Below are 12,376 nucleotides of genomic sequence, written 5' to 3' on the forward strand. Positions count from 1 at the left end.
GCGTCACCCCGGTTTCGTCGCGGTGACCAGGCGCGTCGAAAACCACGGACCGCCGTACCACATGCGCCATCCGACGTTGCGGCGCTGCACCTTTCGCCAACCCAACTCCCGCAGGCGCGCGGCATGCCGGCGGGTCTCCCAGAGGTCGGCGATGGCGAGCCGACCACCCGGCCGCAACACGCGAACCGCTTCGTCCAGCGCCTGCCGCCGGCCGGCGCGTGTCGGGATGTTGTGGATCGCCAAGTTGCTCACGACGACGTCCACGCTGTCGTCGGGCAGCGGCAGGGCCGTCAGGTCGGCGGTGCGCACCTCGACGCGGTCGGTGACGCCCTCCAGAGCCGCATTGGCCAGCGTGGCCTCCCGCGAGTTGTCGGTCTGGTCCGCATGCCAGAGGTCGACGCCCGTCGCTCGACCGCGCGGCAGCCGCTTGGCCACCGCGAGCAACACCGCGCCGCGCCCACAGCCGAGGTCGAGCACCGTTTCGTCGCCGCGCAGCCGCAGCCCGTCGAGCACCCGGTCCCACACCACGAACTTGCCCGAGCGCGTCGCGTAGACGTACGACGCCATCGCCGCGAGCAGCGCGACGGCCCAGCCCCCGACCAGCGCCGCCGTCCCCCGCCGGCCGCGCGCCCAGCTGATGCCGGCCCACACCGCCAGGCCTGCGGCCTGGGCGACGACGCCTATCGCCTGCCCGCGGGCCGAGATCGTCTTGAACGAGCCGTCGATTCCGTAGTCGCCGCGGTGGTCATGCACCCCTCACCACCGCCCGCGATGCACGACCTCGGAAAACGGCCGGCGATCCGGCTTGCGGATCGGGGCGAGCGGACGGTCGGCGGGATAGCCGATGCCCAGCAGGAACGCCACCTGGTGATCCTCGGGCACCCCGAGGATGGCGCGCGCCTTGTCCTGGTCCCCCACCGACGAATGACCCGTCCCGACGCCCAGGTCGGTCGCCGCGATCATCATCGCCATCGTGGCCTGCCCGACGTCGTAGTTGTCGGTGACGAGCCGGCGCTCATCCGGCGGCACCGGCACCACGATCGCGATCGCGGCCGCGGCGCCGGCGATGTGGCCGGCGCCCCGCCAGACCGTGGCCAACTCCTGCAGCTGGGCCGGATCGGTGACGATCACGAAATCCCACGGCTGCCGGTTTTTCGCCGACGGCGCCCGCCAGCCGGCCTCGGCGATGCGGTCCAGGTCGGCCTCCGACACCGGCTCCGACTTGTATTGCCGCACATTGCGCCGCGCGCAGATCGCGTCCCAAGCTTCCATCTCGCGTCCTTCCAGTCCTTGCCCATGCTGCCACCACCGACGAACGGCATGTCGCCGCGCAATCATCCCCGGACGTCGGTGCGGCGTTCTATGGTGGCAGCGCAATGGCCCTCCATCTCCACCGTGCCGAACGCACCGACTCACTCGCCGACGGTCTGGGCGCCCTGTTGGCCGTCCCGCCGGCTGACCCGTTCGCCGAGGAGCTGGTGCTGGTCCCGGCGCGCGGCGTGGAACGCTGGCTCAGCCAGCGGCTCTCGCACGCGCTGGGGTGTCGGCCCGGCGCCGGCGACGGGGTGTGCGCCGGGGTCGCGTTCCGCAGCCCGGCCTCGTTGATCGCTGAGATCACCGGCACGGCCGACGACGATCCCTGGTCACCCGAGGCCATGACGTGGCCGCTGCTGGAGGCCATCGACTGCAGCCTGGACGAGCCGTGGTGTGCAACCCTCGCAACGCATTTGGGCCACTTCGACACGGGCGAGGAGGCGGAGCTGCGCCGGGCCCGCCGCTATGCGACCGCGCGCCGGCTGGCGGGGCTGTTCGCCTCCTACGCGCGGCAGCGCCCGCAACTGCTCAGCGACTGGTTGGACGGCGACGCGGGGCAACTCGACTCCGACCTGCGCTGGCAGCCGGAGCTGTGGCGGGCGCTGGTCGAGCGCGTCGACGCCGACCCCCCGCACGTCCGGCACCACAAGACGGTCGCCCGGCTGCGGGAGGGGCCCAGCGACCTGCCGGCGCGGCTGTCGCTGTTCGGGCATACCCGGCTGGCCTCCACCGACGTTCAGCTGCTCGATGCGCTGGCCACCCACCACGATCTGCACCTGTGGCTGCCGCACCCCAGCGACGATCTGTGGCGGGCGCTGGCCGGCGGCCACGGCGCCATCCCCCGCCGCACCGACGTCAGCCACCGGGACGTCTTGCACCCGTTGCTGGCGACGCTGGGGCGGGACCTTCGCGAGCTAGAGCGAAGCCTCCCCGCGGATCCGCTAACCGACGAATACCTTCCCGGCCGGCCGCGCCCCGACACGCTGCTCGGCTGGCTGCAGTCCGACATCGCCGCGAATGCCGTTCGGCCGCAGGGGCGCGAGCTCGCCGCGAAGGACCGCTCCGTCCAGATACACAGTTGTCACGGCCCGGCCCGGCAGGTCGACGTGCTGCGCGAGGTGCTGCTCGGCCTCCTGCAGGACGACCCGACCCTGGAGCCGCGCGACATCCTGGTGATGTGTCCCGACATCGAGACCTACGCGCCGCTGATCGTCGCGGACTTCGGGCTCGGCGACGTGGTGCACGGTGCGCATCCCGCCCACCGCTTGCGGGTGCGGCTCGCGGACCGCTCGCCGACCCAGACCAATCCCCTGCTCGGCCTGGCCGCGCAGTTGCTGGCGCTGGCCGGCAGCAGGGTCACCGCCAGCGAGGTGCTCAACTTCGCCGAGGCGGCGCCGGTGCGCGCCTGCTTCGGCTTCACCGATGACGACCTGGAGGCCGTCACCCGCTGGGTCCGGCAGGCGAACATCCGCTGGGGTTTCGACCAGGAGCATCGGCGCCCGTACCACGTCGACTTCGTGCACAACACTTGGCGTTTCGGCATCGACCGCGTGCTGGCCGGCGTCGCGATGTCCGGCGATTCGCATGCCTGGATCGATTCCACCCTGCCCCTCGACGATGTCAGCAGCAACCGCGTCCAATTGGCGGGCCGGTTCGCCGAATTCGTCGACCGCTTGCGGCGCGTGATCGACTCCCTCAGCGGGGCGCGGCCGCTACGGGAGTGGCTGGCGGCCCTGACCGACGGCCTCGCGCTGCTGGCGCGCATCGACGATTCGGACCTGTGGCAAACCAGCCAGCTGCACCGTGAATTCGCGCGGGTGCTGACCGACGCCGGCCCGCGGGCCGACACCACCCTGCAGCTGCCCGACGTCCGGGCGCTGCTTGACCGGCAGCTCGCCGGGCGCCCGACGAGGGCCAACTTCCGCACCGGCACCCTGACGGTGTGCACCATGGTGCCGATGCGCTCGGTGCCGCATCGGGTGGTCTGCCTCGTCGGGCTGGACGACGGCGTGTTTCCCCGCCTCGGTGTCATCGACGGTGACGACGTGCTGGCCCGCGATCCGATGACCGGCGAACGCGATATCCGTTCGGAGGACCGGCAATTGCTGTTGGACGCGATCGGCGCGGCCACCGAGCACCTGGTGATCACCTACACCGGCGCCAACGAGTATTCCGGCCAGCCGCGCCCGCCGGCGGTGCCGCTGGCCGAGCTGCTGGACACCCTGGACATGACCGTGCCGGACGACCAGCCGGACCAGATCCGCCGGCGCGTGGTCGTTCAGCATCCGTTGCAGCCGTTCGACATTCGCAACGTCATCCCCGGCAGGCTGGTACCCGAGGTTCCGTTCAGCTTCGACACGACGGTGCTGCGTGCCGCGCGGGCCGCAGCGGGGGAACGCGGCGAACCGCCCCCGTTCATCTCCGGCCCGCTGCCGCCCCCGCCCGCCGACGACGTGATCCTCGCCGACCTCGTCGCCTTCTTCAAGGACCCGGTGAAGGGCTTCTTCCGCGCGCTGGACTTCACGCTGCCGCGCGACGTAGACGGCGTGCAAGACGCCATGCCAGTCGACATCAACAGCCTCGAGGAGTGGACGGTCGGTGACCGCATGCTCGGCGACATCCTGCTCGGGATGACGCCGGATGACGCTCGTCAGGCCGAGTGGCGCCGGGGCACGCTGCCGCCGGGCCAACTGGGTTGGCGCAAGGCGGCGGAGGTTCGCGACCAGGCCGCGCTGCTGGCGGGCGCCGCGCAACAGCATCGCCGAGCGGGCGCACGGGCGTATGACGTCGACATCGACCTCGGCTCCGGGCGACGGCTCACCGGTACGGTGTCGCCGGTGTACGGGGAGCGGCTCGTGTCGGTGACCTATTCCAAGCTCGACGGCAAGCACCTGCTCGAGTCGTGGATTCCGTTGCTGGCGTTGATCGCTCATGATTCTTCCCGCGACTGGTCGGCGGTGTGCATCGGCCGTCGCAAGAGGGGGGTCGGCCCGCGGGTGGAGGGCCTGGGTCGGCCAAACGACGACGCCGCCGGGATACTTCGCGATCTGGTGGCGATCTACGACGCGGGGCGCCGGGAGCCGATTCCGTTGCCCATCAAGACGTCCTACGCCTACGCGGCCGCACGCCACTGCGGCGACGACCCGGTGCGCGAGGCGGAATATCGGTGGAAGTACGAGGACGAGGAGCCGGCGCACCTGCGGGCCTGGGGCAAGAAGGTGCGGCTGGCCGACCTCATGCAGCCGCTGCGACCCGGCGAGGAATGCGGCGGCGAGGACAACCGGCTCGGCGCCTACGCCGCCCGCCTGTGGCTGCCGATGCTGCGCGCGGAGCGGAAGCCTTAGATGGACAAGGCGACGGAGCGCTTTGACCTGCTCGGCCCACTGCCGGCCCGGCGTTCCACCACCGTGCTGGAGGCCAGCGCCGGCACGGGCAAGACGTTCGCACTGGCCGGCCTGGTGACCCGCTACCTCGCCGAGGGCGAGGCGACCCTGGACCAGATGCTGCTCATCACCTTCGGGCGGGCCGCCAGCCAGGAGCTGCGCGAGCGCGTCCGCTGCCAAATCGTCGAAGCCGTAGCCGCTTTCGGTGACCCATCGAGCGCCGGCGACAACGAGTTGATCACACATCTGCTCGACGGCAGCGACACGCAGCGCGCGGAACGCAGGCAGCGGCTTCGCGACGCGCTGGCCGGCTTCGACGCGGCAACGATCGCCACCACGCACCAGTTCTGCCAACTGGTGTTGCGCTCGCTGGGCGTGGCCGGCGACACGGCGGGCAGTGTGACACTCCTGGAGAGCCTCGACGAGCTGGTCGTCGAGATCGTCGACGATCTGTACCTCGCCCACTTCGGGCAGGAGCGCGAAGACCCGGTGTTGCAGTACCGCGATGCGCTGCGGCTGGCGCGCGAGGTGGCCAACAACCCGTCCACGCAGCTGCGCCCCCGCGACCCCGAACCCGGCTCGCGGGCCGCCGTCTGCGTCGGCTTCGCGGAACAGGTTCTCGCCGAGCTGAACACGCGGAAGCGCCGGCTGGGCGTCCTGGGCTACGACGACCTGCTGATCCGACTCGCCGACGCGCTGGCCACCGATGACTCCCCCGCCCGGATCCGCATGCACCAGCGCTGGCCCATCGTCATGGTCGACGAGTTCCAGGACACCGACCCGGTGCAATGGAAGGTCATCGACCGCGCGTTCGGCGGGCGCTCCACCGTCGTCCTGATCGGCGATCCCAAGCAGGCGATCTACGCGTTCCGCGGCGGCGACATCGTGACGTACCTGCAGGCGGCCGAGGCGGCAGGGAAGAAGAAGACGTTGGGCATCAACTGGCGCAGCGATTCCGCGCTCGTCGAGCGGCTGCAGGTGGTCTTGCGCGGCGCCCAACTCGGTGACCCCACGATCGTGGTCAACGACGTCGAGGCGTACCACCGGGGCCATCGGCTGGCCGGGGCGCCGCGCAACGATCCCTTCCGGTTACGCGTGGTGCCCCGAAAGTCCTTGGGGCGCAGGGGCCTGGCGAACATGCCGATCGATGAGTTGCGCGAGCATATCGGCGCCGACCTCGCCGCGGACATCCGCGCCCTGTTGGCCGGCGGCGCGACGTTCGGCGGCGAGCCGCTGCGGGCCCGCGACATCGCGGTCATCGTGGAGCGGCACGAGGACGCAAGCGCTTGCTTCAGGGCACTGTGCGCGGCCGGCGTTCCGGCGGTGTACACCGGCAACACCGACGTGTTCGCGTCGGACGCCGCGGCGGATTGGCTGTGTCTGTTGGAGGCATTCGACCAGCCCCATCGTCCCGGCATGGTGCGCGCCGCGGCGGCGACGATGTTCTTCGGCGAGACGGCGGCATCGCTGGCCGCCGGCGGCGATGCGCTGACCGACCGGGTCGCGGAAACGTTGCGGGAATGGGCGGGCCACGCGCGGGAACGCGGGGTCGCCGCCATTTTCGAGGCAGCGCAATTGCGGGGTATGGGTGACCGCCTGCTCTCCGCCCTGGGCGGCGAGCGCCACATGACGGACCTGGCGCACGTCACGCAGCTGCTGCAGGACGTCGCGCACCGCGACCGCTACAGTTTGCCGGCACTTCGCGACTGGCTGCGCAGGCAGCGCGACGAGCGCAGCGGCGCACCCGAACGCAACCGGAGGCTGGACAGCGACGCGGCCGCGGTGCAGATCATGACGGTCTATGTGAGTAAGGGCCTGCAGTACCCGATCGTGTACCTGCCGTTCGCATTCAACCGCAGCGTCGCAAAGCGCGACATCGTGTTGTTCCATGACGGGCAGGCGCGCTGCCTACATGTCGGCGGGAAGGACAGCCCCGACTTCGCCAGAGTTGAAGCGCTGGGCCGCAAGGAGGATGCCGGCGATGCCAGCCGGTTGACGTACGTCGCGCTGACCAGGGCGCAGACGCAGGTGGTGGCGTGGTGGTCGCCGGCCTACTACGAACCCAATGGCGGCCTGTCCCGGCTGCTGCGCGGCCGCGGGCCCGGCGAGTCCGTGGTGCCCGACGAATGCGAACCGGCGAAGATCTCCGACGACGACGCGATGGCCCGGTTCCGCGAGTGGGAGGCCGCGGGCGGTCCGGTGATCGAGGAGTCGGTGGTGGTCGAGGCCCCGGCGCTGACGCCGGCACCGGTGCCGTCGGACATCGACAGCCGACACTTTCACCGCGGCATCGACACCGGCTGGCGGCGCACCTCCTACTCCGGCCTCGTCCGGGAGGCGGAGACCTCCGAGGCCGCCGGGGTGACCAGCGAGCCCGAAGTCACCGAACTGGACGACGAGGCCGGCGATATCGCGTTGAGCCAGGCCGCATCCGGGCCCGACGTACCCTCCCCGATGGCGGACCTGCCCATGGGTGCGAAGTTCGGCACGCTGGTACACGCCGTGCTGGAGACCACCGACCCGTTCGCCCCCGACCTGGCCGGCGAGCTTGCGGCGCAGATTCGGCAGCACTCGGTGTGGTGGCCCGTCGCCGTGGATCCGGAGGTGCTCGCCGCCGCGATGGTGCCGATGCACGACACCCCGCTGGGGCCGCTGGCCGGCGGCCTGACGCTGCGACAGATCGGGCTGCCGGATCGGCTGCGGGAACTCGACTTTGAGTTTCCGCTGGCCGGCGGCGACCTTCGCTCGGCCGCGCCCGAGCTCCGCCTTGCGGACGTGGGGGCGCTGCTGCGCCGGCACCTGCCGGCCGATGACGCGCTGGCGTCGTACGCCGACCGGCTGGCGGGACGCGCGCTCGGCGGGCAACCGTTGCGCGGATACCTCACCGGCTCGGTCGACGCCGTCCTGCGCGTCCCCGACGGTGCGGGACACCGCTACGTGGTGGTGGACTACAAGACCAACTGGCTCGGCGATCACGACCGGGCACTGACGTCCGCCGACTACGATCGGGCGCGGCTGGTCGAGGCGATGCTGCACTCGGACTATCCCCTGCAGGCCCTGTTGTACAGCGTTGTGCTGCACCGGTTCTTGCGGTGGCGTGTGCCCGGCTACGATCCCGCCCGCCAGCTCGGCGGTGTCCTCTACCTGTTCGTGCGCGGGATGTGCGGCGCCGACACACCGGTGATCGACGGGCACCCGTCGGGGGTGTTCAGCTGGCGGCCGCCCGCGTCGCTGGTGGCGGCGTTGTCGGACCTGCTCGACGACGGGAGGGCCGTCGCGTGACGGTCGAGGCGATCGGCGCCGCCGGGAGGCTGCGGGCGTTCAGCGAAGCGGGCGTGTTCGAGGCCGCGGATATTCATGTGGCGCAGCGACTTACGGCACTCGCCGGCGAGCCAGATGAGCGGGTGGCGCTGGCGATCGCCTTGGTGGTGCGCGCGCTGCGCGGCGGTTCGGTGTGCGTGGACCTGCGGGTGGTGCAGGCCCAGATCGGCATCGCCGAGCTGCCGTGGCCCGAGGCCGACGGATGGCTGGCGGCCGTGCGGGCGAGCCGCTTGCTCGGGTCGCCGCCGGTGCTGCGGCTGTTCGGTGACCTGTTGTACCTGGACCGCTATTGGCTCGAGGAAGAACAGGTGTGCGCGGACCTGCTCGCGCTGTCCGTGCCGGGGGCGACGGGCCAGACGCCGCCATTGGAGCGACTTTTCCCTCCCGGCTATGAGGAACAACGCGCCGCCGCCGAAATCGCGCTGTCGCAAGCCGTTACGGTGCTCACCGGTGGACCGGGCACCGGAAAGACCACGACCGTGGCGCGGCTGCTGGGGCTGCTGGCCGAGCGGGCGGAGCTCACCGGCGCTCCGCGGCCGCGAATCGCCCTGGCCGCACCGACCGGCAAGGCCGCGGCGCGGCTGGCCGAGGCGGTCGCCGCCGAGGTCGAGAACCTGGACGCGGTGGACCGGGCGCGGCTGGCCGGCCTGCGAGCGACGACGCTGCACCGGCTGCTGGGCTCGAGGCCGGATACCTCCGTGCGGTTCCGGCACAATCGCGGCAACCGGCTGCCGCACGACGTCATCGTCGTCGACGAGACGTCGATGGTGTCGCTGACGATGATGGCGCGGCTGCTGGAAGCGGTGCGCCCGGACACCCGGCTGATCCTGGTGGGCGATCCCGACCAGCTGGCCTCGGTGGAGGCCGGCGCCGTGCTGGCGGACTTGGTGGAGGGGTTGACCGCTCGTCGCGACGTGCGGGTGGCCGCCCTGCGCACGCCGCATCGGTTCGGCGAATCGATTGGGGCACTGGCGGAAGCGATCCGGATCGGCGACGCCGACCGCGTGGTGGCCTTGCTGCGCGCCGGCGGCGAGCATATCGAGTGGTTGGACTCGGACGGCCCCACCGACCGGCTGCGTGCGGTATTGGTCGGTCACGCGTTGCGGGTGCGGGAGGCCGCGGTGCTCGGCGCCGCCGAGGCGGCCCTGGCGACCCTCGACGAGCACCGCCTGCTGTGCGCGCACCGGCGGGGACCGTACGGGGTGGCGCAGTGGAACCGGCAGGTGGAGCGCTGGCTCTCCGAGGAGACGGGCCAGCCGGTGTTCTCGGATTGGTACGTCGGCCGGCCGTTGTTGGTGACGGCCAACGACTATGGGCTCAAGGTCTACAACGGTGACACCGGGGTGGTCATCGCAGGCGACGAAGGTTTGCGGGCTGTCATCGCCGGTGCTGCAGGGCCGCTGGACTTTTCGACGAGCCGGCTGTCCGACGTCGAGACGATGCACGCGATGACGATCCACAAGAGCCAGGGCAGTCAGGCGACCGAGGTGACGGTCCTCATGCCGCCGGAGGATTCCCGGTTGCTGACCCGCGAGCTGTTCTACACCGCGGTGACCCGGGCCAAGGTGAAGGTGCGGGTGGTCGGCGCGGAGGCGTCGGTGCGGGCCGCGATCGAGCGGCGGGCGGTGCGGGCGAGCGGGCTGCGGCAGCGGTTGCAGACTGCGGCGCCTGTCGCGTGAGTGGCCCGGGGCGCGCCGTCAACTCCGCGTTGGGATGAGAACCCACGTCGCCAACTGATCGCCGTGGCCTCACGAACAATGCGATGAGCACATTCGCGTCGAGCGCCGTGACTACTGATCCTCAATTGAGCGCACGTCCTCGGAGGTCGCGACTCTCCCGATGCTAACCAGCGGCAGCCCAGTGTCGAGATCCTTGGAAATCACCGCGGTACCGGCGGATCCCAAACCGCGGCGGATGAGATCGGCAACGGTCTGACTCAGTGTGCATGGGTGTCTCGAGCAATTGCCAGTGCCCGTCTGTGCAGGTCGTCGGGTGGATCAATGGTGGTTCGCCCAACTAATTCTGGCATAAATGCGTCACGATGCGGCGGTACGGAAGCGCAGGCCGATTCGGCCAGGTTCGGTATACGGAAGAATCGCGGTCACCATGACCGACAACGACGGCTCTGCACCGATCTCCCGGCGGCGCCACATCGCGCGGCTCGCGGTCTTCGCCGCGTTCCTGGCCGTGATGTTCTACCTGGTGGCCGTGGCGCGGGTCATCGACATCGACGCGATACGGCGCGCGGTCTCCGCGACCGGGCCGGCGGCGCCGCTGACCTACGTCGCGGTGTCGGCCGTCCTGGGCACGCTGTTCGTCCCGGGCTCGATCCTGGCCGCCGGCAGCGGGATGCTGTTCGGTCCGCTGCTGGGCGTGTTCGTGACGCTGGGCGCGACGGTCGGCACCGCGATGGTTGCCAGCCGCATCGGGCGCCGGGCCGGCCGGGACAGCGCGCGGGCCCTGCTGGGGTCCCAGCGCGCCGACCGCATCGACGGGCTGATCGAACGGCGCGGACTGTGGGCCGTCGTGGGTCAGCGGTTCGTCCCCGGCATCTCCGATGCGCTGGCCTCCTATGCGTTTGGGGCGTTCGGAGTCCCGTTGTGGCAGATGGCGATTGGTTCTCTCATCGGTTCGGCGCCGCGCGCGTTCGCCTACACCGCGCTGGGCGCCTCGATCAGGCAGCTGTCGTCGCCGTTGGCGTATGCCGCGATCGCGGTGTGGTGCGTGAGCGCCGTCGTCGGCGCGTTCGCGGCGCGGCGCGGCTACCGGAACTGGCGCGAGCACGCCCGCGGCCAGCGCTGACGATTCACCCCGCCGGCGCCAGCATCCCCTTCCACCCCTCGTCGCCGGTGTTCGTCGAATTCGCAACGGAATACACCACACCGTCGGGCCCCACGACCTTGCCGCTCCGGACGTCGTAGAGCGCGGTCGGCAGCGCGCTGGGGGTGTAGACGCACGGGTTGGGCTGCTGCCCGTTGCACTGGACGGTGCCCGACCCCGGCCGCTGCAGCGGATCGCTGAGCGGCGGCGGTGTGCCCGCCAGCCGATCGGCGGGCGCCGGGTTGAGGCCGTTGTCGACCGTCGGCGCCGGGATCACCTGACCCGGCTTCACCGGTTGGTCGCAACGGGCGCCCGGCGCCGGGCAGGTGAGCAGCTGATCCGGGGCGCCGTACCACGGGTTGGTTCCCAGCGGCACGTAGGGCTCGGTGCTACGGCACTCCCGGGGGGTGGCGGCCCGCTTGCCGGGCACGTCGACGCACGGGTAATTGCGGGCTCCCCGAACCACATTCGTGGCGTCCATGGGGATCTTGCAATAGGTGCCGGCCGGCAGCGGCGCGGGGCCGGTGTCGGCCGGGGCGCGCCACTCCGATGCCGACAGGAAGCCGGTCAGGCACGGCGGCGGTTGGTTGAGCGCCAAGGCGCCGACGCCGAGCGCCGCCTGGCCGGGCGAATTCGCGGTCACCGACTGGGCGATCGCGGCCGACTGTGGGATGAAGACCAGTGCCTGCTCGACGCCGCTGTGATAGCGCTTGAGCATGTCGATGACGACCTCGAGGTTGGCCAGCGCCTGCGGCAGCGCCTCGCGCACGTCGCCGAAGGTGGCGTTGATCTGCTCGGCGGTGGGGGCCCCGTTGGCCAGGATGCTGCGCACCGCCTGATCGCGTTCGGCGGCCTGCGCGGCCAAACTGTTCAGGTTGGCGGCCCAAAGCCGGATCCTGTCACCGGAATTCGCCTGGCTGTCGATGATGGGCGCCGCGCGCGCGATGATGTCGTCGACGTCGTCGATGCTGCCGCGGAAATCGTGGGCGATGGCCTGGGTGGAATCGACCAGGCGCTGCAGCGCCGGCCCGAGGCCGCCCAGGGCCTGTGACGCCTCGTATAGCAGCGAGCCGACCTTGTCTTTCGGCAGCACCGCCAATCCCCGGTTGGCGGCGTCCAGGGCCGGGCCGATCTGGCTGGGGACCGTGCTTTTGCTGATCGTCTGGCCGTTGTGCAGGTATGGGCCGCGGTTGACGGTCGAGACGAGGTCGATGTACTGCTCGCCGACCGCGGAGACCGAATGCACGTTCGCCGACGCGTCGGCCGGTATCTGGTAGCGGTTGTCGATGCTCATCGTCGCGCGTGCGCCACGCTCGGTGGGCTGCACGGCGGTGACCTTGCCGATGGTGATGCCCCGGTACGCGACGTTGGCCGTGCGATACAGGCCACCGGATTGCGGCAGTTCGGCGTAGAGCGTGTAGCGACCGACGCCGGCCAGGCTGGGCAGCCGCAGGTAATACCAGCCGAGGACCACCACCGCGGCCACCGCCACCCCGGCCAACAAGACCAGCTGGGTTTTGATCAGGCGGGTCAACATC

The 12,376-nt window shown here is 71.0% G+C and carries 7 protein-coding genes; 4 read left to right on the forward strand and 3 right to left on the reverse strand.

What is annotated here, in order from left to right; translation table 11 throughout:
* Positions 1 to 3 precede the first annotated feature (3 nt).
* On the reverse strand, positions 4 to 753 hold the full coding sequence (locus A5673_RS10070) for a class I SAM-dependent methyltransferase (RefSeq protein WP_068230738.1): 750 nt from the start codon (positions 751 to 753) through the stop codon (positions 4 to 6).
* Positions 754 to 756: 3 nt separating this feature from the next.
* A complete protein-coding gene (locus tag A5673_RS10075; protein ID WP_068230741.1) occupies positions 757 to 1,272 on the reverse strand; it encodes a nitroreductase family protein in 516 nt (171 codons plus the stop codon).
* 104 nt (positions 1,273 to 1,376) lie between these two features.
* Here A5673_RS10075 and recC point away from each other — a divergent pair, with 104 nt between their 5' ends.
* The 4 genes from recC to A5673_RS10095 all read left to right on the forward strand — a co-directional run bounded on the left by recC (position 1,377) and on the right by A5673_RS10095 (position 10,820).
* A complete protein-coding gene (gene recC / locus A5673_RS10080) occupies positions 1,377 to 4,658 on the forward strand; it encodes an exodeoxyribonuclease V subunit gamma (protein WP_068230745.1) in 3,282 nt (1,093 codons plus the stop codon).
* Positions 4,659 to 7,979, forward strand: a complete 3,321-nt coding sequence (gene recB / locus A5673_RS10085; protein WP_068230748.1) for an exodeoxyribonuclease V subunit beta — start codon at positions 4,659 to 4,661, stop codon at positions 7,977 to 7,979.
* Positions 7,976 to 9,697: an exodeoxyribonuclease V subunit alpha gene (gene recD / locus A5673_RS10090; RefSeq protein ID WP_068230751.1), complete on the forward strand. Its 1,722-nt coding sequence runs from the start codon at positions 7,976 to 7,978 to the stop codon at positions 9,695 to 9,697. The genes recB and recD overlap by 4 nt, the downstream gene beginning before the upstream one ends.
* 427 nt (positions 9,698 to 10,124) lie before the next feature.
* Entirely contained in the window at positions 10,125 to 10,820 is a 696-nt protein-coding gene (locus tag A5673_RS10095; RefSeq protein ID WP_068230755.1) for a TVP38/TMEM64 family protein, read from the forward strand.
* A 4-nt stretch (positions 10,821 to 10,824) separates the two neighbouring features.
* Here the strand turns inward: A5673_RS10095 and A5673_RS10100 are convergent, their stop codons facing one another.
* Entirely contained in the window at positions 10,825 to 12,375 is a 1,551-nt protein-coding gene (locus tag A5673_RS10100) for an MCE family protein (RefSeq protein ID WP_068230758.1), read from the reverse strand.
* Position 12,376 lies beyond the last annotated feature (1 nt).

Source organism: Mycobacterium sp. E3198 (assembly GCF_001667015.1).
Taxonomy (GTDB): Bacteria; Actinomycetota; Actinomycetes; order Mycobacteriales; family Mycobacteriaceae; genus Mycobacterium.

What these genes read in the sequence shown, in the direction of transcription:
- recC (WP_068230745.1), top strand. Translation starts at nt 1,377, where the DNA reads ATGGCCCTCCATCTCCACCGTGCCGAACGCACCGACTCACTCGCCGAC.
- A5673_RS10095 (WP_068230755.1), top strand. Translation starts at nt 10,125, where the DNA reads ATGACCGACAACGACGGCTCTGCACCGATCTCCCGGCGGCGCCACATC.
- recB (WP_068230748.1), top strand. Translation starts at nt 4,659, where the DNA reads ATGGACAAGGCGACGGAGCGCTTTGACCTGCTCGGCCCACTGCCGGCC.
- A5673_RS10100 (WP_068230758.1), bottom strand. Translation starts at nt 12,375, where the DNA reads ATGTTGACCCGCCTGATCAAAACCCAGCTGGTCTTGTTGGCCGGGGTG.
- A5673_RS10075 (WP_068230741.1), bottom strand. Translation starts at nt 1,272, where the DNA reads ATGGAAGCTTGGGACGCGATCTGCGCGCGGCGCAATGTGCGGCAATAC.